This window comes from Massilia sp. LjRoot122 (assembly GCF_964252725.1).
GTDB lineage: Bacteria > Pseudomonadota > Gammaproteobacteria > Burkholderiales > Burkholderiaceae_D > Telluria.
The window spans coordinates 2,024,112-2,047,027 of sequence record NZ_CAXUPB020000001.1; the positions used below are offsets into that span (position 1 = coordinate 2,024,112).

Annotated in this window: 18 protein-coding genes; 17 read left to right on the plus strand and 1 reads right to left on the minus strand. The window is 66.9% G+C overall.

What is annotated here, in order from left to right; translation table 11 throughout:
• Window positions 1-52: 52 nt before the first annotated feature.
• The 15 genes from ACSQ25_RS09035 to ACSQ25_RS09105 all read left to right on the plus strand — a co-directional run bounded on the left by ACSQ25_RS09035 (window position 53) and on the right by ACSQ25_RS09105 (window position 19,533).
• The gene (locus ACSQ25_RS09035) at window positions 53-1,225 is read left to right on the plus strand and encodes a hydroxylase (protein WP_436105355.1); all 1,173 of its coding nucleotides are present in this window, start codon (window positions 53-55) and stop codon (window positions 1,223-1,225) included.
• A 13-nt stretch (window positions 1,226-1,238) separates the two neighbouring features.
• Window positions 1,239-2,081 (plus strand): carboxylating nicotinate-nucleotide diphosphorylase, encoded by an 843-nt coding sequence (gene nadC / locus ACSQ25_RS09040; protein WP_436105356.1) that lies wholly within the window; start codon window positions 1,239-1,241, stop codon window positions 2,079-2,081.
• Entirely contained in the window at window positions 2,078-3,211 is a 1,134-nt protein-coding gene (locus tag ACSQ25_RS09045; RefSeq protein ID WP_436105357.1) for an MFS transporter, read from the plus strand. Before nadC ends, ACSQ25_RS09045 begins: the two co-directional genes overlap by 4 nt.
• Window positions 3,212-3,544: 333 nt before the next feature.
• Window positions 3,545-4,567, plus strand: coding sequence for a LacI family DNA-binding transcriptional regulator (locus tag ACSQ25_RS09050; RefSeq protein WP_436105358.1), 1,023 nt, complete (start codon window positions 3,545-3,547; stop codon window positions 4,565-4,567).
• Window positions 4,564-5,838, plus strand: coding sequence for an extracellular solute-binding protein (locus tag ACSQ25_RS09055; RefSeq protein WP_436105359.1), 1,275 nt, complete (start codon window positions 4,564-4,566; stop codon window positions 5,836-5,838). Before ACSQ25_RS09050 ends, ACSQ25_RS09055 begins: the two co-directional genes overlap by 4 nt.
• The gene (locus tag ACSQ25_RS09060; protein ID WP_436105360.1) at window positions 5,835-6,881 is read left to right on the plus strand and encodes a carbohydrate ABC transporter permease; all 1,047 of its coding nucleotides are present in this window, start codon (window positions 5,835-5,837) and stop codon (window positions 6,879-6,881) included. The genes ACSQ25_RS09055 and ACSQ25_RS09060 overlap by 4 nt, the downstream gene beginning before the upstream one ends.
• On the plus strand, window positions 6,878-7,762 hold the full coding sequence (locus ACSQ25_RS09065; protein WP_436105361.1) for a carbohydrate ABC transporter permease: 885 nt from the start codon (window positions 6,878-6,880) through the stop codon (window positions 7,760-7,762). Before ACSQ25_RS09060 ends, ACSQ25_RS09065 begins: the two co-directional genes overlap by 4 nt.
• Before the next feature lie 17 nt (window positions 7,763-7,779).
• Complete coding sequence (locus ACSQ25_RS09070) at window positions 7,780-8,769, plus strand: hypothetical protein (protein ID WP_436105362.1); 990 nt, start codon at window positions 7,780-7,782, stop codon at window positions 8,767-8,769.
• Between the two features lie 31 nt (window positions 8,770-8,800).
• Window positions 8,801-11,752: a GH32 C-terminal domain-containing protein gene (locus tag ACSQ25_RS09075; protein WP_436105363.1), complete on the plus strand. Its 2,952-nt coding sequence runs from the start codon at window positions 8,801-8,803 to the stop codon at window positions 11,750-11,752.
• A gap of 9 nt (window positions 11,753-11,761) precedes the next feature.
• Window positions 11,762-12,856, plus strand: a complete 1,095-nt coding sequence (locus ACSQ25_RS09080; protein WP_436105364.1) for an ABC transporter ATP-binding protein — start codon at window positions 11,762-11,764, stop codon at window positions 12,854-12,856.
• A complete protein-coding gene (locus ACSQ25_RS09085; protein ID WP_436105365.1) occupies window positions 12,853-13,788 on the plus strand; it encodes a carbohydrate kinase family protein in 936 nt (311 codons plus the stop codon). The genes ACSQ25_RS09080 and ACSQ25_RS09085 overlap by 4 nt, the downstream gene beginning before the upstream one ends.
• Before the next feature lie 228 nt (window positions 13,789-14,016).
• Window positions 14,017-16,866, plus strand: a complete 2,850-nt coding sequence (locus ACSQ25_RS09090) for a TonB-dependent receptor (RefSeq protein WP_436105366.1) — start codon at window positions 14,017-14,019, stop codon at window positions 16,864-16,866.
• 76 nt (window positions 16,867-16,942) lie between these two features.
• Window positions 16,943-18,508 (plus strand): glycoside hydrolase family 32 protein, encoded by a 1,566-nt coding sequence (locus ACSQ25_RS09095; RefSeq protein WP_436105367.1) that lies wholly within the window; start codon window positions 16,943-16,945, stop codon window positions 18,506-18,508.
• 127 nt (window positions 18,509-18,635) lie between these two features.
• On the plus strand, window positions 18,636-19,112 hold the full coding sequence (locus ACSQ25_RS09100; RefSeq protein WP_436108043.1) for a (R)-mandelonitrile lyase: 477 nt from the start codon (window positions 18,636-18,638) through the stop codon (window positions 19,110-19,112).
• 79 nt (window positions 19,113-19,191) lie between these two features.
• Window positions 19,192-19,533, plus strand: a complete 342-nt coding sequence (locus tag ACSQ25_RS09105; RefSeq protein ID WP_436105368.1) for a cyclophilin-like fold protein — start codon at window positions 19,192-19,194, stop codon at window positions 19,531-19,533.
• On the opposite strand, the gene ACSQ25_RS09110 is transcribed toward ACSQ25_RS09105, so the two are convergent.
• Complete coding sequence (locus ACSQ25_RS09110; RefSeq protein WP_436105369.1) at window positions 19,530-20,423, minus strand: LysR family transcriptional regulator; 894 nt, start codon at window positions 20,421-20,423, stop codon at window positions 19,530-19,532. The genes ACSQ25_RS09105 and ACSQ25_RS09110 overlap by 4 nt on opposite strands.
• A gap of 174 nt (window positions 20,424-20,597) precedes the next feature.
• Between ACSQ25_RS09110 and ACSQ25_RS09115 the strand changes: the two genes are divergently transcribed.
• Together ACSQ25_RS09115 and ACSQ25_RS09120 are read left to right on the plus strand one after the other, a co-directional pair.
• Entirely contained in the window at window positions 20,598-21,647 is a 1,050-nt protein-coding gene (locus ACSQ25_RS09115; RefSeq protein ID WP_436105370.1) for an NAD(P)-dependent alcohol dehydrogenase, read from the plus strand.
• 62 nt (window positions 21,648-21,709) lie between these two features.
• Complete coding sequence (locus tag ACSQ25_RS09120) at window positions 21,710-22,909, plus strand: MFS transporter (RefSeq protein WP_436105371.1); 1,200 nt, start codon at window positions 21,710-21,712, stop codon at window positions 22,907-22,909.
• Window positions 22,910-22,916 lie beyond the last annotated feature (7 nt).

Sequence of the window (22,916 nt, forward strand, 5' to 3'; positions counted from 1 at the left end):
CCTTCACACCACATCGCTTACATCGCAATACACCGATTTTGAGGAGTGCATCATGCATCCGGTACGAGAAACCATCATTGGCAACATCGACAGCTTCATCCAGCAGGAAGTCCCCAGCATCGAACTGGGCCGTGTGACGGACGACGGCGCGCGCCTGATCCGCGACAGCGGCCTAGTGCGCATGCTGCAGCCGAAGCAATACGGCGGCTATGAAGCCGACCCGCGCGAGTTCTACCAGGCCGTCATCGAACTGGCCTCGAAGGCCTCGTCCCTGGGCTGGGTCGGTTCGGTGGTGGGCGTGCACCCCTTCCAGTTTGGCCAGGGCGACCCGCGCATGCAGGAAGAAGTCTGGGGCCAGGACCACGACACCTGGACCGCCTCGCCCTATGCCCCGATCGGCCGCGCGCGCCGCGTCGAGGGCGGTTATATCCTGAGCGGCCAGTGGCCGTTCTCCTCGGGCACCGACCATTGCAAGTGGGCAGTGCTCGGCGGTCTTGCCGAAAGCGAGAACGGTCCGGCCGGCGAATTCACCGTCCTGACCCATTTCGTGCTGCCGCGCGCCGACTACGAGATCCTGCAGGATTCCTGGAACGTGATGGGCCTGCAGGGCACCGGCAGCAAGGACGTGCTGGTGAAGGAAGTCTTCGTGCCGGAGTACCGGACCTATGACGTGCAGGCGCTGAACGACTGCGAGTATGCCAGGCGCCATCGCCCGGACAGCCCGCTGTACCAGATCCCCTTCGACCTGTTCTTCCCGGGCGCGATCTCGGCCGCCACGCTGGGCATCGCCGCCGGCGTGGTGAACCACTTCGCCGAATACACCGGCGGCCGGGTGACCCGGATGGGCGTCAAGCAGACCCAGAATCCCTACCACATGGCCTCGCTCGGCGCCGCCCTGGCCGACATCGACGCTTCCTGCCAGCACGTGCTGAATGAGGTCGGCGAGGTCTACAAGTTCGTCGTGGCCGGCGGCAAGGTGACCAAGGAGATAAAGTACAAGGCGCGCGTCAACCAAGTGCGGGCCGTGCGCCGCGCCGCCGAGGCCGCCGCCGAAGTGTTCAAGCATGCGGGCGGCAACGCCAGCCGCGTCACCAATCCGATCCAGCGCACCTGGCGCGACCTGTCGGTGGCCATGGGACACGCCTGCAACGTCGACGATCCGGTCTACGCGGCGTATGCCGGCTCACTGTACGGCATGCCGATTCCGCGCGGCGTGGTTATCTGATCCACGCAGACCCATGGACCAGCATTTCCTGCAACAGGTCGAGGCCGACGTCCGGCGCGCGCTCGAGGAAGACGTCGGCAGCGGTGACCTGACGGCAGCCCTGGTGCCGGCCGGGCGCACGGCGCATGCGACCATCGTCTGCCGCGAAGACGCCGTCATCTGCGGCCGGCCCTGGGTCATGGAGACGCTCAGGCAGGCCGCTCCCGGCGCGACGGTGCACTGGCACGTCGACGAGGGCGGGCGCTGCCGCGCCAACGGGCTGGTCGCCGAGGTCAGCGGCAGCGCGCGCGCCTTGCTGACGGCCGAACGCACTTGCCTGAATTTCCTGCAAACCCTGAGCGCGGTGGCGACCAGCACGGCACGGCACGTGCAGGCCGTGGCCGGCACCCCGGCGCGCATCCTCGATACGCGCAAGACGATCCCTGGACTGCGCGTCGCACAGAAGTATGCGGTGCGCTGCGGCGGGGGGCACAACCATCGCATGGGCTTGCATGACGCCATCCTGATCAAGGAAAACCACATCAGCGCGGCCGGCGGCCTGGCCGCGGCCTATGCGGCGGCCCTGCAATACGCCGAGCGGGCCAGCTTCATCCAGGTCGAAGTCGAAACCCTGGCGCAGCTCGAGGAGGCCCTGGGCGCCGGGGTGACGATGGTCTTGCTCGACAATATGCCGCTGGAGCAAATCCGCCTGGCCGTCGGGATGGCGGCCGGCCGCTGCAGTCTCGAGATTTCCGGCGGCGTCAGCCTCGAGCGCTTGCCCGAGCTGGCCGCCACCGGGGTCGACCGCATCTCTGTGGGCGCCCTGATCAAGGATATCCGGGCCATCGATCTTTCCATGCGTTTCGACGGCGCGTGAACCTGCCCGCACTCGTCGCGCTGATGGTGCTGGCGCACACGGCATTCGCCGGCGGCCGGGTCGCGCTGACGCTGGCCGCCATCCGGCTCGGCGGCACCCCGCTCGAGGTCGGGCTGGTGGTGAGCCTGCTGGCGCTGGTGCCGATGTGCCTGGCCGTGCATGCCGGCCGCTGGTCCGACCGCAGCGGCGCCGTCAGGCCCGCCCTGGCCGCGTTGGCCATGCTCTGCGCCGGGCTGCTGCTGGCCTCGCTTCCGGCGCTGGCCAGCCTGGGCCTGAGCGCGATCCTGCTGGGCAGCGGCTTCATGCTGCTTCACTTGGCGATCCACAACGCGGTCGGCAAGGGTTTCACCTCCGACGAGCGGGTGCGCGGCTTTTCCTTGCTGTCGCTCGGGAATTCGGCGTCGACGATCGCCGGCCCCGTGATCGCCGGTTTCCTGCTCGATCTGGCCGGACCGGCATGGACCTTCCTGGTTCTGGCGATTCTGCCTGTACTGGCGCTGGCAGTACTCGGCAGGCTACGGACAGCGCTGGCCGCGGTCCCTGTGTCGGCGCCGGCAGCGGGCAAGGCGCGGGTCGCCGACCTGGTCCGCCATGCGCCGCTGCGCGCCGTCCTGATCGTCAGTGCGCTGCTGTCGATGGGCTGGGACCTGTTCACCTTCATGATGCCGATGCATGGCGACCGGATCGGCCTGTCCGCCTCGACGATCGGCCTGGTCATGGGTGCCTTCGGCGTCGGTACCTTCGTCGTCCGGCTCTTCATCCCCCGGCTCGCGCGCAGCTTCGCTGAATGGCAGGTGCTTGCCGGCGCGCTGGCGCTCAGCGCGGCGGTGTATGCGGTGTTTCCGTTCTTTTCCACCCTGATGCCATTGCTGGCCCTGGCCTTCACACTGGGCCTGGCCCTTGGCTGCGCCTTCCCCATGATCATGAGCGCCATCGCGCATACGGCGCCGCCGGGGCGCAGTGGCGAAGCGATCGGCATTCGCTCGATGCTGATCAATGCGAGCCAGACCTTGTTGCCGGTGACACTAGGGGCGCTTGGAGCGGCTGGTGGAACCCGGATGGCATTCTGGGTCATCGCGGCAATGCTGGGCGCGGGGATGGTGTTTGCGCTCGTGCGGCATCGAACTTAATCCCTTGTTCGAAATGCCGCACATTTCCCCGGCGAAGCGCTGCGTCACCCGATCTTCATCGGGGGCGCTACCGGGTGACCAGCCCGACATGGACCGCAACCGGATCGACCCCCGCATCTAGGAAAAATTTTCCACATTTTTTCTAGCGAACGAGAACGCGATCATCTGGACCGGTGAGCCGTCCGAGTTGTACTGCCGCCTGGTGGTGCCAGAACTGTCGCGCAAGCAAAATTTTCTTGTTGACCCGCGGATTCTTCCGAACTACCATACCTAAAAATGACAACGATGGACAAAACGGCGCTCCGGCTGTTTTGTGCAGGAGACGGAGGGGAAGTGTCAACCATTCACGATGTGGCCGAGAAGGCCGGGGTGTCGATCAAGACCGTGTCGCGCGTGCTCAACGACGCCAGCTCGGTCTCGGAAAAGACCCGCAAGAAGATCGAGCAGGCCATGCAGGCGCTCGACTTTGCGCCCTCGGCGGCGGCGCGCATGTTGCGCGGCCGTCCGACCGACCTGGTCGCGGTGATCGCCGAACAGCTCACCACCTCGCCCGATTCCTCGGAAATCATCAAGGGCATCCAGTCGGTCTGCGAGCAGCTGGGCAAGATGCTGCTGATCGGCGAGACGGGCGGCCGCGCGCAGAACGCCAGCCGGCTGGTGAACGACCTGCGCGAGCGCCGCGTCGAAGCCATCATGTTTGCCACGCCTTTCCATGCGCAGGTCACGCTCGAGCCGATCCTGGGCGCGACCCCGACGGTGCTTGCCAACTGCTTCGAGACGCCGGCCCGCTATCCGCAGATCGTGCCGGACGACGAGGGCGGCGGCTACGCGGCCGCGAAGCTGGTGCTCAATGCCGGCCACAAGAAGATCGCGCTGCTGCAGCTGATTCCGTACATGGTGGCGACCGAGCTGCGCTTCCAGGGCTTCCTGCGGGCGATGGCCGAGCACGGGGTGACGCCGCGCGCCGAGTGGCTGCAGCATGGCGCGGCGCCGATTCCCGATGCGGAGTTCAGCCACCTGCAGGACGCCATCGACCGCCTGTTCGCCACCGGCGACCGGCCCACCGCCATCCTGTGCGGTAACGACAAGATGGCCATGCGCACCATCTTCATCCTGCAGCGCCGCGGCCTGCGCGTGCCCGACGATGTGTCGGTGGTCGGCTTCGACGATTTCCGCCTGATCTCGGAAGCGCTCGATCCAGGCCTGACCACCGTCGCGCTGCCGTATCGGGAGATGGGCGAGCAGGCCGCACGCCATGCGTTCGCGGGTGACGCCTCCGCCGGCACCATGCTGCTCCCATGCCGCCCGGTCGAGCGTGGCACCGTGACCAGGCCGCCGAAAGGACAAGGCGCATGAAACCCTGTCTCGCCGCCATCGCGCTGCTGCTGCCGGCCTTGACTTGCGCCGCCGCGCCGATTGAAATCCGCATGTGGCGCCACGACACCGGCGACGCCGAAATGGCGGCCGGGCGCGCCGCGGTGGCCCGCTTCAATGCGAGCCAGTCGAAGTGGAAGGTGGTCATGCAGAGCATGCCGCAAGCTACCTACACCGGCGCCATCACGGCGGCCTCGCTGGTGCGCCAGCTGCCCTGCGTGATCGCGATCGACCAGCCGACCGTCCCCAATTTTGCCTGGGCCGGCCATGTACGCGCGCTGGACGATCTGCTGCCGGCCGCGGCGGTGGAGCGCCTGCTGCCGGGCGGGCGCGGCACCTACCGCGGCAAGCTGTACAGCGTGGGCCAGTTCGACGTGGTGCTGGCGCTGTTCTCGCGCCGTTCGGATCTGGCCCGGCTGGGCGTGCGCATCGCCACCATCGGACAGCCTTACAGTGCGCAGGAATTCCACGACATCCTGGTCAAGGTCAAGCAGGGCGGAGCCTACCGGTTTCCGCTCGATATGAACGGCCGCTCGCGCGCCGAGTGGCTGAGCTATGCATTCTCGCCCTGGCTGCAGAGCGCCGGCGCCGACCTGATCGACCGTGGCAGCTACCTGCGCGTTGACGGCATCCTCAACAGCCCCCAAGCGCAAGGCGTGGCGCGCTACTATGCACAGCTGTTCAGCGAGCGGCTGGCCGAACGCAATCCGGCGGACGACCGCGCCTTCGAGCAGGGCCGCGCGCTGTTCCACTATACCGGCTCGTGGAAGGCCGACGACTACGACCGCATCTTCGGCCGCGACCTGGTGGTGATGCCGCCGCCCGACTTCGGCAAGGGGCCGCGCATCGGCGCCGCTTCCTGGCAGTGGGCCATCTCGCGCGACTGCCGCCAGCCCGAGGGCGCGGCGGCCTTCCTGAGCCACATGATCTCGATCGAGGAAATGGCCGAGATGTCGCGCGCCGCCGGCCACGTGCCGGTCAGCGCCGCCGCGGCCGCGCGCACCGAACATTATCGCGAGGGCGGTGCGCGCCGCATCTTCTTCGAATTCGCCCAGCGCTACGCGGTGCCGCGTCCCGCCACGCCGGCCTATCCGGCCATCTCGGCGGTGTTCGAAAAGACCATGTCCGACCTGCGCGCAGGGAGGGACCCGGCCGAAGCGCTCGACGAAGCGGTCGAAGCGATCGAACATAATATCGCCCGCAACAACGGCTACGGGTTCTCGTCCAAACTCACCGCCGGAGCACAGCCATGACACTGCGCACGACAGCCCGACTGGGGCAGGACAGGGCATGGGACGTGGCGTCGTTCGCGGCGCCTGCCATGCTGCTGTTCGCCAGCTTCATCCTGCTGCCCTTGCTGCTGGCGGCAACCGCCACCTTCACCAACCACCGGCTGGTGTCGCCCGAGCCGACCCGTTTCATCGGCCTGGACAACTACGTGCGCCTGCTGTCGGTGCAGACGCTCAGCGTGGAGAAGGAAACCGGCAGCTATCCGACCTGGCGCGAGACGCGGCAGGCGCGTCCCGAACTGGCGGGCTACCGCCCGGCCTTCCAGCTCGAGCTGGGCGACACCCGCTACGTGCTGGCCGCGCGCGATCCCTTGTTCTACCGCTCGCTGATCAACACCTTCCTGTTCGCCATCCTGGTGCTGCCGCTGCAGTGCGGTGCCGCCCTGGGGCTGGCGATCCTGGTCAACCAGAAGCTGCGCGGCCGGATCTTCTTCCGCACCGTCTACTTCGCGCCGGTGGTGACCTCGATGGTGGTGGCCTCGATCGTCTGGTCCTTCCTGCTCAACACCGACCGGGGCCTGATCAACGCCATCCTGCGCGTCCTGCTGGGCAACCCCGAGCTGAGCCCTGACTGGCTGGGCAGCCCCAGCCTGGCCTTGCCATCGATCGCGCTGATGTCGGCCTGGCAGGGCGCAGGCTTCCAGATGCTGGTGTTCCTGGCCGGCCTGCAGTCGATTCCCCACGAACAGTACGAGGCGGCCACGCTGATGGGCGCGAATGCCTGGCAGCGCTTCGTGCACGTGACCCTGCCGGGCCTGCGCAACACCATCATCTTCGTGCTGGTCTCGACCACCTTGCTGGCGTTCGGCCTCTTCACCCAGGTCGACGTGATGACGCTGGGCGGGCCGCTCGACTCGACCTCGACCGTGGTCTACCACGCGGTGCGCAAGGGCTTCGAGGAACAGGACATCGGCTACGGCTCCACCATCACGCTGGTGTTCTTCACGATCGTGCTCGGCGTGTCGCTGCTGCAGCGCCGCCTGGGCGGAAACGGAGGCAAGACATGAACCAGCCCACGCAGACCATGATCAGGAAGACCCTGCTGCTGGCCATGATGACGGCGCTGGGCGTGATCTTCGCCATGCCGCTCGCCTTCATGTTCGCGGCGTCCTTCAAGGGCGACACGGCGGTGTTCGATAATCTGGCGCACTGGTCGAGCTATGTGCCCGGTCCCGGCTGGTCGCTGGACAACTACCGTGCGATTTTCGAAAAGAGCGACCTGCCGGGCTTCCTGCTCAATTCCACCATCGTCGCCGTGTGCACCGTGGTGGCCGGCGTGATCCTCAACAGCATGCTGGCCTATGCCCTGGCACGCATGCGCTGGGGCGGACGCCACGTGGTACTGGGCATCGTGGTGGCGCTGGTGATCGTGCCCTTCGAAGTGATCTCGATCCCGCTGCTGTCGCTGGTGGCCCAGCTGCCCTGGCTGTCCTTCGAAGAGGGCATGCTCGCCCTGCGCACCGGCTGGTTCAACAGCCTGCACGTGCAGATCATTCCCTTCGTCGCCAACGCCTTCTGCACTTTCCTGTTCTATCAGTTCTTCCGCGATATCCCGCAGGAGCTGGACGAAGCGGCCAAGATGGACGGGGCAGGGCCGTGGACCATCTACCTGCGCGTCATCATGCCCAACAGTGGCCCGGTGATCGCTACCGCCGCCATCATCCTGTTCATCGGCGCGTGGAACCAGTACCTGTGGCCGATCATGGTGATCCAGTCGGAGAGCTTCCGGCCGGTCCAGCCGGGCATCCAGCAGTTCTTCGGCCGCAGCAACTCATGGGGCCAGATCATGGCCTATGCGACGGTCATCACTTTCCCGGTGCTGGCGGTATTCCTGGCCTTCCAGCGGCAGTTCGTGGCCTCGGTCGCGGGAACGGGCATCAAAGGCTAACCTTTCTCCAAACGACAATGACCCTCAAAATCGACGACAAATTCATCTGGGACTTCTGGCACTATGCCGAAGACGGGATCCAGCACCTGTTCTACCTGCAGGCCGACCGCGCCATCGGAAACCCGGACCTGCGCCACTGGAACGTCTCGGTGGGCCATGCGGTGTCGAACGACCTGCGCAACTGGCAGGTGAAGGGCACCGTGTTCCAGCCATCCGCTGCGCCGGCCTGGGACGACTACACCACCTGGACCGGCTCGGTGATCAAGGCCGAAGGCTGCTACCACCTGTTCTATACCGGTACGTGCCGCGCCGAGAACGGCATGCGCCAGCGTATCGGCCACGCCACCGCGCCCGCGATCCACGGCCCGTGGACCCGGGTCGACTGCGGCCTGGGCGCCGGCCTCGCGCTGGACCTGGACGAGCGCTTCTATGAAGAGCATGCGGAAGGCCGCTGGCACGACCGCGCCCTGCGCGACCCCTACGTGCTGCCCGAGAAGATCGACGGCATGTACCACATGTTCTTCACCGCCCGCCGCAAGGACGGCGACAAATACGCGCGCGGCGTGATCGGCCACGCGGTGTCGCCCGACCTCGTGCACTGGGAGGCGACCGCGCCCGTGTACGAGGGCGGCCACTACGGCCAGCTGGAAGTTCCGCAGGTATTCGCGCGTGAGGGCCAGTGGTTTTGTACGTTCTGCAATATCCGCGAGCACTGGTCGGCGGCGATGCTCGAGGCCTACGACGGCGGCGTGTCAGGCACTTCCTATCTGGTGGCCGACCATCCGCTCGGACCATGGCGCCCGGCCGAGCAATTCCTCGACGGCGCGGTGCCCTGCCGCCGTTACGCCGGCAAGATCCTGCACGATCCGGTCACCGGAGGGGACTGCCTGATGGCATTCGAGGATACCGGCCCCGATGGCGCTTTCGTGGGCCGCATCACCGATCCGATTCCGCTGACCCTGGCGCAGGGACGCTATTCGCTGGCCGGATTTTTGACACCGGAATGACAACGGTGGACAATAACAACAGGAGACAGGTATGAAGAACGACAGGGGACTGCGCACACGGCTCGTGGCGCAGGGGAGCGTGGCGCTGGTGGCGACGCTTGCGATGGCGGCGACGCTTGCGATGGCGGCATGCGGCGGCGCCACCGCGGCGCCCGGTGGCGCGGCGCCTGCGCCCGTTGCGGCCAGGGCGATGCCGGCCGTGCCGGACGGCCTGGCGCATTGGGCGCTGGACGATGCGGCTGGCGGCGCGGCGCGCGAGCGTCTCAGCGGCCGCGCTGACAGCGTGCAGTTCGTGTTCAAGCGCGCCCGCTTCAAGCCCGATTCCGATCCGCTCTGGCGCGCACCGGCCAAGTGCATCAAGGGCGGCTGCCTGCTGTTCGACGGCTATTCGACCGATATCGCCGCACCCGGCCTGAGCGCGGCCCAGGTGCGCGGCGGCCTGACCCTGTCGGCCTGGGTTGCGCCCCATGCCTTCGAATGGGGTGACGGCGACCATTATTCCGCAGTCCTCAGCCAGTTCGACGAGACCAGCAAGCAGGGCTTTTCGTTCGGTATCCACCGCCACGGCAGCTGGGGCGTCAAGCTCGGCTTCGGTTCCAGTGTGACCGACCTGCGCGTGCGCGACCGCAAGCTGGCGCGCGACCAGTGGGCCCACGTCGCCGCCACCTACGATCCGGTCAGCCGCATGGCGCGCCTGTTCCTGAACGGCGTGCAGGTTGCCAGCCGGGCCGCGCCCGCGCAGGGCGACTTCACCGTGCCCGCAACGGGCTTGACGGTCGGACGGCATACGCAGCCGCTGTCGGTGGCAGGCGTGTTCCGGTTCAATACCTACCTGGGCCTGATGGACGAGGTGCGGATCGGCACCGGCGCGGCCGATGCCGCGCTGCTGGCAAAAGTGATCGCGGACGACCTGGGGGCGCGCGGCGGCAAGGCGCCCGCGCTGCATCCGGACGACGTGAAGGTGCCGCTCGCGACCTTCGACGGCGACCGCCATCGGCCGCAGTACCACGCGATGCCCGATTCGGGCTGGATGAACGAGCCGCATGCGCCGTTCTATTATCAGGGCCAGTACCACCTGTTCTTCCAGAAGAATCCGTTCGGACCCTTCTGGCACCAGATCCACTGGGGCCACTGGACCAGCCCGGACATGGTGCACTGGCGCGAGCAGCCGATTGCCATCGCGCCGGAAGACGATAGCCTGGCGCCGGACGGGATCTGGTCGGGCAGTGCGGCCTTCAAGGAAGACGGCACCCCGGTGCTGTTCTTCACTGCCGGGAACGACAGTGAGCGCATCCGTGAACGCAGCGCGCTGGCCACGCCGAAAAACCTGCAGGATCCCTACCTGCTCGAATGGGAAAAATATCCGAGGCCGGTCACGCTGCAGCAGAGCGGTCCGGGCTACACGGGCGACTTCCGCGATCCTTTCGTGTTCCGCGACGAGGCAGGCAAGCGCTGGTTCCAGCTGGTCGGTTCGCGCATCCCGGGCGGCAGCGGCATGGCGATGATCCACGAGTCCAGGGACCTGATCAACTGGACCTACCGTGGCCCGCTGTTCACCATCGATGCGAAAAAGTACCCGGGCTTCGAGAAGACCTTCGAACTGCCGGTATTGCTGCCGATCGGGAAGGGTGTCGATGGGCGCGAACGCCACGTCTTCCTCAACGATATCGGTGCGCAGAGCTACTACTGGACCGGCGTGTTCGATCCGGACCGCGCGCGTTTCACACCCGACTCGGAAGCGCCACGCGTATTCGACCTGGGCGAAGGTCATTTTTCCGGTCCGTCCGGTTTCGTCGACCCGAAGACCGGCCGTAGCATCGTGATGTCGATCGCCCAGGGCGAGCGCACCGCGCAGATCGACTGGGATGCCGGCTGGGCGCACAACGCCGGCCTGCCGGTCGAGATGAAGATCGGCCCGGATGGCGACCTGCGCCTCAAGCCCATCGACGAACTGAAGGCGCTGCGCCAGGCGCCCACCCTCTCGCTGGAGAACGTCAGCGTGGACCAGGCCCGCGCCGCACTGGCCAGGGCCGGCGGCGACGTGATCGAAGTCGAGCTGGAACTGCTGCCTGCGGCCGGCGTGGCGGCCAAACGCGGCCTGGTGCTGCGCAAGTCGCCCGACGGCAGCGAGCAGACCGCGCTGTATGTGGACACCGCGCGCGCCCGCTTCGAGATCGACCGCAGCCGCACCACGCTGGATCCGGACATGCGCTCGCACGGGGTGCAGGGCGGCGACTTTGCCCTGAACGGTGAACCGCTGCGCCTGCGCGTCTACCTGGACCGCTCGATGGTCGAAGCCTATGTCAACGACCGCAAGAGCCTGACTAGCCGCGTGTTCCCGGCACGCCTGGACTCGCTCGGCCTGGACCTGCTCGCCGCGCCGGAAGACCGCGTGCTCTCGCTCAAGGTCTGGCCGCTGAATGCCAAGGACGGCAAGCCGCCGGTGCCGGCGGCGCCGGCGGGCATCCGCTTCGACCCGGCATCCGCCTTCAGGACCGGCCTGGCCAACGGCGACTTCGCCGCCTGCGACCTGTCCGGCTGGACCGTGAAAGAAGGGACGGCATTCTCGGCTGCGGGCATCAGCCGCAAGACCCTGGTCGACGGCGCTGTGGGCTACTACGGCAATCATCGTCCGGCGGACGCCTGCCACTACGCCGGCGCCGGGGTGCCGGACGGCGACGGCGCCGTCGGCGTGATGGAGTCGAGCCGCTTCGTGCTGGGCGGCGACGGCCAGATCAACTTCCTGATCTCCGGTGGCCGCGACAGCGAGCGCCTGTACCTGGCGCTGGTGCGTGCGGCGGATAATCGGGAACTGATGAAGGCCACCGGGCTGGATTTCGAACAGTACCAGCGCGTATTCTGGGATGCGGCGGCGTACAAGGGAGAAACGCTGTACCTGAAGGCCGTCGATCGCGCCACCCGGAAGGGCGGCCACCTCAACCTGGACAGCATCAACGTGCCGGTCGCGCGGCTGGTGAAATAGGAGAAAAGCATGGCATCGATCGTGCTCGCGGATGTCGCCAAGTCGTATCCGGGAAAGGAAAGCGCCCATATCCTCAAGGGCATCAGCTTCAGCATCGAAGATGGCGAGTTCGTCGTGCTGGTCGGCCCGTCAGGCTGCGGCAAGTCGACCCTGCTGCGCATGATCGCCGGGCTGGAGGAGATCAGCGGCGGCGAGATCCGCATCGACGGCGAACGGATCAACGAGACGCCGCCCGCCAGGCGCGGCTTGTCGATGGTGTTCCAGAACTATGCGCTGTATGCGCACATGAGCGTGTTCGAAAACATCGCCTTCGGCCTGCGCCTGGCCAAGGTGCCGAAGGCCGAGATCCACACGGCGGTGCGCGCGGTCGCGAAGATGCTGCAGCTCGAGCATCTGCTGGAGCGCCGCCCGCCCCAGCTCTCGGGCGGACAGCGGCAGCGCGTGGCGATCGGCCGCGCCATCGTGCGCAAGCCGCGTGCCTTCCTGTTCGACGAACCCCTGTCGAACCTGGACGCGGCCCTGCGCGCCGACATGCGGGTCGAGATCGCCCGCCTGCACAAGCAGCTGGGTGCGACCATGGTGTACGTCACCCACGACCAGGTCGAAGCCATGACCCTGGCCGACCGCATCGTGGTCTTGAGTCCCAACGGCGTGATGCAGATCGGCAGTCCGATGACGCTGTACGAGCGTCCGGCCAATGTGTTCGTGGCGGGTTTCATCGGCAGCCCGAAGATGAACCTGCTGCCGGCCAGCGTGGCCGAAGGCGCGCTGCAGCTGGGCGAGCAGGCGCGCCTGCCGTGGTTCGGCGGCATCCCTTCCGGCAGCCGGGTCACGGTCGGCCTGCGGCCCGAGCATCTGGCGCCCGACCCGGACGGTCCCTTGCGCGGCACGGTCGCGCTGATCGAGCGCCTGGGCGCGGAATCCTACGTGCACCTGAACGTAGCGGGCCTGGCAACCCCGCTGGTGGTGGCGCTGCGCGGCGATCCTCCGCGCGAAGACAGCGCCTGGGCCGTGCGCCCGGCGGCCGGCCAGATCCACGTATTCGATGAACAGGGCCTGCGCGTCGACAGCGCGGAGCCCGGCGGTATCAAGGAGGTAGCATGATCGTCGTCTGCGGTGAAGCCCTGTTCGACGTCTTTCCCGGCGCGTCCCATGCGGGCGGGATCGACCTGTCGGCACGTATCGGCGGTTCGCCTTTCAATCTCGCGGTCGGGCTGGCCCGGCTGGGCGCGCCGCCGCTGTTCTTCGGCGGCCTGGCGCGCGACCTGTTCGGCGAGCGGCTGGCTGCCGCGCTGACTGCCGAAGGCGTCGATGTCGGCGCGGCGCCGCGGCCGGATGCGCAGACCGCGCTGGTCATGGTCAGCGTCGATGGCGGCGGCATACCGGCCTACAGCTTCTATGGTTCGGCCACGGCCGAACGCAGCGTGCTGCCGGCGGACCTGGCCCTGGTCCCCGACGACGCCAGCCTGATCCACGTGGGCTCCTACTGCATGGTTGCCGAGCCGGTGGCCGGGACGCTGCGCGCCCTGGTACAGCGCCAGCAGGGCCGCAGCCTGATCGCCTACGACCCCAACATCCGGCTGGCAGTCGAAGCGCGCATCGACGTGTGGCGTGACGCGCTCGAATGGATGCTGCCGCGTACCGATCTCCTGAAGATCAGCGACGAGGACCTGCATCACCTGTATCCGCACTGGTCGCCGCAGGCGTTCATGCGTCATGCGCTCGACGCCGGTGTGCAGCTGGTGGTGGTCACGCGCGGCGCCGACGGTGTGCTGGCGGCCAGCGCGCACGGGGCGAGCGCAGAGCTGCCCTCGGTGCCCGTGCAGGTGGTCGACACGGTTGGCGCAGGGGACACGTTCCAGGCCGGCCTGCTTTCCTGGCTGGCGCGGCACGGGCTGCTGCACCGCGAAGGCCTGCGCACGCTGAGCAGCGCGAGCCTGGCCGCGGCACTGGGCTTCGCGGCACGCGCCGCCGCCATCACCTGTTCGCGTCGCGGCGCCGATCTGCCGCGCCTTCGCGAAGTCGCCGGGGAATAACACCGACAAGTTCTGTTGTAGAAATGTCTCTCGTTACACACCAGCAATGACAACGATAGACATATTGTAAAGACGCGCTTACGATGACAACGGTGGACATCGAGCGCGGCACCTGGGGGGGAGGACGCGTACGACACAGCAAAAACAAGAAGAGGATCGAGGCTCAGGCGGTAAAAGTTGCCACCGGGCCACTTGAAGGCTTATAAAATTCAACGAAGGGGACACTTCATGCGTTATTCGATTGCAACCTATATTGGACGTTCCGCTGCGCTGGCCATCTGCCTGCTGCCGGCTGCCGTATTCGCTCACCAGCAGGCCGCCCAGGAGCCGGCGGCCCAACAGACCCAGGCCGAGCCGGCCGCCGAGAAGAAGTCGGACGAACCGCCTCATGTGGTGATCGTGACAGGGGTCACCCGCAGCACGAGCAAGAAGAACGCCACGTTTTCAATCAATACGCTGTCCGCGGAGGATATCCAGAAGCTCGCGCCGATGAGTACGGCGGACCTGCTCAACAACATTCCCGGGATCTACGCCGAAGGCAGTACTGCCGGCGAGGCCAGCAACAACATCACCGTGCGCGGCCTGCCCGTGGTGGGCGGCTACCGCTTCGCGCCGCAACTGATCGACGGCCTGCCGGCCTATGAAGAGCCTGAAGTGCCGCTGATGAACAACGACGTGTTCATCCGCGACGACCTGATGACCGAGAGCGTGGAGGTGGTCAAGGGCGGTACCGGCGGCATCCTGTACTCGAACGGCCTGGGCGCGACGGTCAACCACGTGACCCGCACCGGCCGCCAGACGCGCGAAGGCGGCTACAAGTTCGAATACGCCGACTACGGCTTCTACCGCCACGACGCCTTCGTTTCCGGCCCGATCAATCCCAACCTGACCTACGCCGTGGGTGGCTTCTATCGCCAGTCGGACGGCATCCGCAACACCGGCTACACGGCCGACAAGGGCGGCCAGATCCGCGGCAACCTGCTGTGGAACAGCAAGGACCGCAAGACCCAGGCCCGGGTGGACGCCTTGCTGCTGAACGACCGCACCGCCTTCTACCAGAACCTGCCGATCTCGGTGCCGCGCTTCACCGCAAGCGGCACTCCCGACAATCCGACCGTGCTCGATTCGGACAGCATCGAGCCGCTCGGCATCCCGTTCGCACACGGCACCACGGCTTCGCCCCACAACCGGAAATTCCCGATGCTCGGGGAGTACGGCCAGCGCACGGTCGACCAGGCCGACGGCATCCACCCGAACTTCAAGATCTTCACGCTCAAGCTGGCGCATGAGCTGGACAACGGCCTGCGCCTGTCCACGGGCTTGCGCCACACCGACGGAAGCAGCGGCTTCAACGCGGTCTTCACGGGTAACGACACCACCACGGCATCGAACTTCCTGAATGCCCGCTATCAGAACGACGTGGTGTCGCCGGCCCACAATGCTGCGCTGGCCTGTAACCTGAACGATGCGAAGCTGATCGGCTACTTCAACGTGCCCTCATCGAACGCGTGCGCGCAGTTCGCCAACATCAGCCGCGACGACTTCATCCGACGCTACGCCCGCGCCACCGCAGTCTCCGGCAAGTGGCTCAACGACGGTACGGCGGTGCAGCCCACCAACCTGCTGAACTTCCTGATTCCCTTCGTGGCCCAGTCCGAAGCGCACAGCAGCTCGCTCGACCTCAAGGCGCAGAAGACCTTCCAGCTGGCGGGCAGCCACGACATCACCCTCGGCCTGTACAAGAGCCGCTACGCGTTCTCGCCGAACTTCCAGGCATCCTTGATGGTGGGCGAAAGCGCGGAGAACTCGCGCCTGGCCGAGCTGTTCCCGGTCGACGCCAACGGCAACCGGGTGGGCCCGAGCCTGACCACCGGCAGCGCAATCCTGCCGGGCTGGTTCGGCTTCGTCAGCGACGTCAAGGCCGAGGGCAGCGCTGCCTACCTGCTGGATCACTGGGAAACCATGGGCGGCAAGCTGAAGATGGACATCGGCGTGCGCTGGCAGGACGTGCATGCGCGCGTCGACCGCCGCGACCGCGACCAGGTGACCAATGTCACGCCGGCCAATATCGTGCCCGGTTCGCTGCAGGACACGGCCGCCGATGACGGCCTCCTGTTCCCCGGTCCGTCGCAGAAGCTGGACAAGAAGTTCGATGCGGTCGGCTGGTCGATCGGCGCCAACTACAGCTTGAGCCGTCCGCTCGCCGTCTACGCGCTCGCCTCGCATTCGTTCCGCCTGCCCAGCGTGGAGGACCTGAACAACCTGGCAACCGCCCGTCCGGTGGTGGTCAATGGCCAGACCATCAATATCGAAGCGGTCGAGAAGATTCGCCAGTACGAAGCCGGCCTGCGCTACCTGACCCGCGGTTTCGGCGCGGCGGTGGCGGTGTTCTACAACGACTTCACGCCGCGCAGCCAGATCAACCAGTACAACGACTTTACCTCGCCGCAATGCTCGTCGCTGGGCGGTATCCCGCAGATCTCGACCTGTCCCAACGTGGCGCAGCTGTACAAGCGCGGCGTGAAGAACGTCGGAACCGAGATCGAGTTGAGCTGGCGCCCGTCGTTTGTCGACGGCCTGGAGCTGAAGGGCACGGTGGTGGCCCAGAATCCAAAGGTCAACGGCGCGCAGTACACCCTGGTGCGCAGCGTGCGCGATCCACAGGGTGTGATCACCGGCTATGAGTTCAACCAGGTGAGCGAGGACGGCCGCCGTCCGCGGCGTCTCGCGAAGCGCATGCTGAACTTCATGCCCTCGTGGGACCTGGTGAACCTGACCGGCATTCCGCTCACCGTGTACGCCCAGTACCAGTTCACCGGCTCGCGCTTCTCGGAAGCGACCGACCGCGACGTCACGCTGCTGCCGGAGTACTCGATCCTGAACCTGGGCGCGCAGTACCAGGCGACCGAACGGCTGACGGCGCAGATCCACGTGGCCAACCTGAACAACTCGCTCTCGTTCACCGAAGGCGACCCCTTGTTCACGGACTTGCTGTCCCCGGACGGTACGCGTAACCGCGGCGTGGCCCGTCCGCTGTTCGGCCGCACCATCCGCTTCAGCCTGACCTACCGCTTCTGAGCGGAGCATCCACGCATCTTCTCTCCCCTGGGGCAGCCGTCGGCGCTGCCCCATTCCCATGAAAGGAGTCCTGTACATGGCTTCAAAGCTCATGCCCCTGCTCGCGGTCTGCGCGGCCGCCCTGTCCGGGAGCTGCGCAAGCACCGCGCAGTACGGCCAGCCGTTTCGGCCGCAGCTGTCGTTCTCGCCCGCGCGCAACTGGATGAACGATCCGAACGGCCTGGTGTACCACGATGGCGAGTATCACCTGTTCTACCAGTACAACCCCAATGGCGACACATGGGGCGACATGTCGTGGGGCCATGCGGTCAGCACCGACCTGCTGCGCTGGGAGGAACTGCCGCTCGCGCTGCCGGTCGAAAAGAATGCGGAAGGGGAGGTGACCCAGATGTTCTTCTCCGGGAGCGCGGTGGTCGACCACGCCAACGTCAGCGGGCTGGGGGAGCCGGGCAAGCCGGCCATGGTCGCGCTCTACACCGCCGTGTTCCCGCAGGAGCTCGTGCTCAATGACCGCACCTTCAAGGCGGGCACGCAATCGCAGTCGCTGGTTTACAGCCTGGATCGCGGCCGGAGCTGGCGCCAGTACGCGGCCAATCCGGTGATCGTGCAGCCGCCCACGCCCTACGCGGCCGAGTACCGCGACTTCCGCGATCCCAAGGTGTTCTGGTATGAGCCGGAGCGCAAGTGGGTGATGGCGCTGGTGCTGCCAAACCTGCACAAGGCGCTGTTCTACAGTTCGCGCAACCTGCGCGACTGGGAGTACATGAGCGAATTCGGTCCGATGGGCGCCACCGGCGGCATCTGGGAATGCCCGGACCTGTTCGAACTGCCGGTCGACGGGGATCCGGGGAAACGCAAATGGGTGCTGCTCATGAGCCTCAATCCCGGCGGACCCGCTGGCGGCTCGGGCATGCAGTATTTTGTCGGCGACTTCGATGGCAGCTCGTTCAAATCCGCCCAGGACGGGGTGCAATGGCTGGACCATGGCGCCGACTTCTACGCCGGCGTCACCTGGAACGGCGCGCCCGATGGGCGGCGGCTGCTGGTGGGCTGGATGAACAACTGGCTGTACGGCCAGCAGGTTCCCACCTCGCCCTGGCGCAGCGCTCAGTCGGTGCCGCGCGAGCTGGCCTTGCGGACCATCGACGGACAAGCCCGCCTGGTGCAGCGGCCGCTGGCGGAGTTCACCCGGCTGCGTAGCGCCCAACTGGTGAACGTGCCCGCTCAGAAGGCCGAGGGCACGGTGAAGGCGGCCGGCGACGTGTTCGAGATCGAACTGCGCCTGCAGCCGGGCAGCGCCGTCCGCTCGGGCATCCGGGTACATGGGCAGACCGAGATCGGCTACGACCGCGAACAGGGCGTGCTGTATCTCGACCGGTCGCGCGCGGGGCAGGGCGGCTTCCATCCCCAGTTTGCGGCGCGCCATGCGGCCCGGGTCGCGCTGCGCGACGGCCAGCTGCCGCTGCGGCTGCTGGTCGACCGGGGCTCGGTGACGGTGTTCGCCGGCGATGGCGAGGTGGTCCTGACCGATCAGGTGTTCCCGGCGGGGCAGGGCATGTCGCTGTTTGGCGAAGGCGGCGACGCTCGGGTACACGACTTCAAAGTCTGGTCGATCCAGTCGATCTGGGAGAAAGCGCGTTGAGGCCTGCCGATTCATGCGCCCCCTTCATATCCCCATTGCGGAAAGCAGGCTATCCCCATCAGTCGGTGATCGCTATATTGGCAGGACCTGAACAGGCGTCCCGCCGGATCACGGAAAGGAAACGATGATGAGATCGAATGCAGCGGCGACACTCGCACTCGTGCTGGCAGCGCCGGCACTGGCCCAGTCGGGTGCTCCTGCGCCGGACATGGTGATTACCCGCGCCGGCAGCCAGGCGTCGAGCAAGGGGCCAGCGCAGTACTTCACCGGCAGCGTGCGCGTGGATCCGCTGTTCGGCGCCCGGCCGCCGTCGGCCACGACGGGCGCTTACGTGAGTTTCGAGCCGGGCGCGCGCTCGGCCTGGCACACCCATCCGGCCGGGCAGGAGCTGGTCGTCACCGCGGGCACCGGCCGCGTCCAGCAATGGGGTGCTGCGGTCCAGGAGATCCGAGCCGGCGATGTGATCTGGACCCCGCCCGGGGTCAAGCACTGGCACGGGGCCGCACCGTCCACCGGGATGACCCACATGGCCATCCAGAACGTCGTCAAGGGAAAGAACGTCGAATGGCTGGAGAAGGTCAGCGATGAACAGTACGGCAAGTAAGCTCGCCCTCCTGTGCGGCTTGCTTGCCACGGGGGGATGCGATGCCGCCCAGCCAAGCGCACCTGAGAAGGAGAGGCGCATGTGGATGAGCGTCGGCGAACGCCGTTTCGCCATCACCCTGGCCGACACAGAAGCCGCCCGGGTCTTCGCCGCGATGCTGCCGCTGACGATCGCCATGGGCGACCTCAACAGCAACGAAAAACATGCGGAGCTGCCCAAGGCCTTGCCGGCCAGCGCCAGCCGTCCCGGCACGATCCGCAACGGCGATCTCATGCTGTACGGGGCGACTACCCTGGTGGTTTTCTATCTGGGCTTCGACTCGCCGTATTCGTACACGCGCCTTGGCCGGGTGGACGATCCCGATGGCCTGGCCCGGGCGCTCGGCAGGGGCGAGGTGCGGATCGCGTTTTCCCGTAACTAGCCCTTGTGGCGGAGCGCGTCGATCACTAGCCCCAGCGCCCGCGAGGAATGGCGGCGGCTCGGATAATACGCATGCAGTCCGGGGAAGTGCGGGCACCAGTCTTCCATCACGCTGATCAGCCGCCCCTCGCGCACGTGGTGGGCGACCAGGTCGTCCGACAGGAAAGTGAGTCCGCAGCCGCTCAGGGCGGCGTTGAGCATCGGGTAGACGCCATTGAAGACCAGCTGGCCCTGGATCCTGGCTTCGACGTTGCGGCCCTCGTGCTGCAGCTCCCAGGCATACAGGCCGCCACTCGTCGCCAGGCGCAGCTGGATGCAGTTGTGCTTCAATAGGTCTTGCAGCGAGGACGGCTTCGGGCGCCGCGCGAAGTAGGCCGGCGAGCCCACGATCATCATCTTGACGTCGGGGGTGATGCGGGCCGCGATCATGTCCTTCTCGACCTGGTCGCCCCAGCGTACCCCGATGTCGAAGCGTTCCGCGGCGATGTCGATCATCCTGTAGTCGGAGCTGATCTCCAGCTGGATGTCCGGGTACTGAAGTACGAGTTCCGCCAGGCGCGGCCACAGGATGTTGTCGATCACGTGGTCGATGGCCGTGATGCGCACCAGGCCGGACGGCTTGTCGCCCAGATCGCTGATCGCAGCGATTTCCTCCTCGATCTCTTCCAGGCGCGGGCCGACGTTGCGCAGCAGGCGTTCGCCCGCTTCGGTCGGCGAGACGCTGCGCGTCGTGCGCGTCAAGAGCCGCACGCCGAGGCGCTCTTCGAGGCCGCGCATGATGTGGCTGAGGGATGACTGGGTCATGCCGAGCTTGGCGGCGGCACGCGTGAAGCTGCGTTCCCGCGCGATGGCGATGAATACCAGGATGTCATTGATCGTGTCGCGCGCCATGTCGAATTCCCTTATTGATCTCTGCAGCATTTTATGACACCGAATGAATAATCGAGGCCTTTATTCATGACTGTGATTCATAAGGTTATCCCATTTCAGCACGTTTTTTCGCGCGCGATGGCGGCTACCATGTGCACCTTCCAAAAAATTTGCAATCGCAACGGAGCGAACAACATGACAGTCAAAGCCTACGGCGCCCATGCCGGCGACAAGCCGCTCGAACCCATCGATATCGTGCGCCGCGCGGTCGGCGCGCACGACGTCCGGATCGACATCGCCTACTGCGGCGTGTGCCATTCGGACCTGCACCAGGCGCGCGGCGAGTGGGCGGGCACCCTGTATCCCTGTGTCCCGGGCCATGAGATCGTCGGCCGCGTTTCCGCAGTCGGCGCCCATGTGGACGCTTTCCAGGTCGGCGACCTGGTCGGTGTCGGCTGCATGGTCGACAGCTGCCGGCATTGCGCGGACTGCGAAGCGGGCCTGGAAAATTATTGCGACGGCATGGTCGGCACCTACAACGGCCGCACCGGCGACGCACCCGGCCATACCCTGGGCGGCTACTCGCAGCAGATCGTCGTGCACGAGCACTATGTGCTGCGCGTGCGCCATGCGCCGGAGCAGCTGGCGGCGGTCGCCCCGCTGCTGTGTGCGGGCATCACGACCTGGTCGCCGCTGCGCCACTGGAATGCCGGCCCCGGCAAGCGGGTAGGTATCGTCGGCATCGGCGGGCTGGGCCACATGGGCATCAAGCTGGCGCGTGCGATGGGCGCGCATGTGGTGGCGTTCACGAGCTCCGAGTCCAAGATCGGGGACGCGCAGGCGCTGGGCGCCCATGAAGTCGTCGTGTCGCGCGATCCCGCGGCCATGGCCGCCCACGCCGGGACGCTCGACCTGATCGTCAATACCGTGGCCGCGCCGCACGACCTCGACGCCTACCTGAGCCTGCTCAGGCGCGACGGCACCATGGTGCTGGTGGGCGCGCCGTCCTCGCCCCATCCGTCGCCGCAAGTGTTCAATTTGATCTTGAAGCGCCGCGCCCTGGCCGGCTCGATGATCGGCGGGATTCCCGAAACCCAGGAAATGCTGGATTTCTGCGCCGAGCACGGCATCGTCGCCGACATCGAAATGATCCGCGCCGACGAGATCAATGCGGCCTACGAACGCATGCTCAAGGGCGATGTGAAGTATCGCTTCGTCATCGACAGCGCCTCGCTCGCGGACTAGACCGGGCAGTTCTCGCCTTACTCCTGCGGCGCCACCCTGGCGCCGTATTCATTGCTACGACCATGAATCCATCCAATATCACCCACACTGCCGACGGCGTGGCCGCGCGCCCCGCATGGGGCGGCGTCCTCGCCATGTCGCTCGGCGCCTTCGTCCTGGTGGCCTCCGAGTTCATGCCGGTCAGCCTCTTGAGCCCGATCGCGGACGACCTCGGGGTCACCCAGGGCCAGGCGGGCCAGGCCATTTCCGTGTCCGGCGCCTTCGCCCTCGTCACCAGCCTGTGCATTCCATCACTGGCCGGGCGGATCGACCGCAAGATCCTGCTGCTAGGGCTGACACTCCTGATGATCCTGTCGGGAACGCTCGCAGCCTTCGCCCCGAACTATCCCATCCTCATGGTGGGCCGCGCCCTGATCGGCGTTGCCATCGGCGGCTTCTGGTCGCTGTCGGCGGCGACGGCCATGCGCCTCGTGCCGGTCCAGAACGTGCCGCGCGCCCTGGCCATCCTGAACGGCGGCAATGCGCTGGCCACGGTCGTGGCGGCTCCGCTTGGCAGCTACCTCGGCGCCATCATCGGCTGGCGCGGCGCCTTCTTCTGCCTGATCCCCGTCGCGATCCTGGCGCTGGCATGGAAACTGGTCAGCCTGCCGCCGATTCCCGCCCAGGGCGGGGCGCAAGATGGGGCGAAAAGCGGCAACGTGTTCGCCCTGCTGCGCCAGCCGGCGGTCGCGCTGGGCATGGCGGCGGTGAGCCTGTTCTTCATGGGCCAGTTCACCCTGTTCACCTACCTGCGGCCCTTCCTCGAGACGGTCACCCGCGTCGACAACGGCACGCTGTCGCTGCTGCTGCTCGTGATCGGCGTGGCCGGCCTGATCGGCACCACCGTGATCGGCGCCTTCCTGAAAGAGGGCATGTACCGGACGCTCATCCTCATCCCGATCGGGATGGCGCTGCTGGCGCTGGCGCTGCTGCGCTTCGGCGACTCGGTGGCGCTCACCGCCGTGCTGGTGGGGATCTGGGGGCTGATCGGGACCGCGGCGCCGGTCGGCTGGTGGACCTGGCTGGCGCGCACCCTGCCCAAGGATGCCGAGCGGGGAGGGGGACTGATGGTGGCGGTCGTCCAGCTTGCCATCGCCGGCGGCGCGACCCTGGGCGGGATCTTGTACGACGCGGTCGGCTACCAGGCCACCTTCCTGGCCAGCGCCGCCGTGCTCCTGGGGGCGTCGGCACTGGCCGTCCTCGCGGCGCGTGCCGCCCGATAGCGGCGCC

Excerpts from the sequence above, each read along its gene's own strand:
- nadC (WP_436105356.1), top strand. The coding sequence starts at position 1,239 with ATGGACCAGCATTTCCTGCAACAGGTCGAGGCCGACGTCCGGCGCGCG.
- ACSQ25_RS09055 (WP_436105359.1), top strand. The coding sequence starts at position 4,564 with ATGAAACCCTGTCTCGCCGCCATCGCGCTGCTGCTGCCGGCCTTGACT.
- ACSQ25_RS09080 (WP_436105364.1), top strand. The coding sequence starts at position 11,762 with ATGGCATCGATCGTGCTCGCGGATGTCGCCAAGTCGTATCCGGGAAAG.
- ACSQ25_RS09100 (WP_436108043.1), top strand. The coding sequence starts at position 18,636 with ATGAGATCGAATGCAGCGGCGACACTCGCACTCGTGCTGGCAGCGCCG.
- ACSQ25_RS09105 (WP_436105368.1), top strand. The coding sequence starts at position 19,192 with ATGTGGATGAGCGTCGGCGAACGCCGTTTCGCCATCACCCTGGCCGAC.
- ACSQ25_RS09035 (WP_436105355.1), top strand. The coding sequence starts at position 53 with ATGCATCCGGTACGAGAAACCATCATTGGCAACATCGACAGCTTCATC.
- ACSQ25_RS09110 (WP_436105369.1), bottom strand. The coding sequence starts at position 20,423 with ATGGCGCGCGACACGATCAATGACATCCTGGTATTCATCGCCATCGCG.
- ACSQ25_RS09095 (WP_436105367.1), top strand. The coding sequence starts at position 16,943 with ATGGCTTCAAAGCTCATGCCCCTGCTCGCGGTCTGCGCGGCCGCCCTG.
- ACSQ25_RS09075 (WP_436105363.1), top strand. The coding sequence starts at position 8,801 with ATGAAGAACGACAGGGGACTGCGCACACGGCTCGTGGCGCAGGGGAGC.
- ACSQ25_RS09115 (WP_436105370.1), top strand. The coding sequence starts at position 20,598 with ATGACAGTCAAAGCCTACGGCGCCCATGCCGGCGACAAGCCGCTCGAA.
- ACSQ25_RS09070 (WP_436105362.1), top strand. The coding sequence starts at position 7,780 with ATGACCCTCAAAATCGACGACAAATTCATCTGGGACTTCTGGCACTAT.
- ACSQ25_RS09120 (WP_436105371.1), top strand. The coding sequence starts at position 21,710 with ATGAATCCATCCAATATCACCCACACTGCCGACGGCGTGGCCGCGCGC.
- ACSQ25_RS09065 (WP_436105361.1), top strand. The coding sequence starts at position 6,878 with ATGAACCAGCCCACGCAGACCATGATCAGGAAGACCCTGCTGCTGGCC.
- ACSQ25_RS09090 (WP_436105366.1), top strand. The coding sequence starts at position 14,017 with ATGCGTTATTCGATTGCAACCTATATTGGACGTTCCGCTGCGCTGGCC.
- ACSQ25_RS09085 (WP_436105365.1), top strand. The coding sequence starts at position 12,853 with ATGATCGTCGTCTGCGGTGAAGCCCTGTTCGACGTCTTTCCCGGCGCG.
- ACSQ25_RS09060 (WP_436105360.1), top strand. The coding sequence starts at position 5,835 with ATGACACTGCGCACGACAGCCCGACTGGGGCAGGACAGGGCATGGGAC.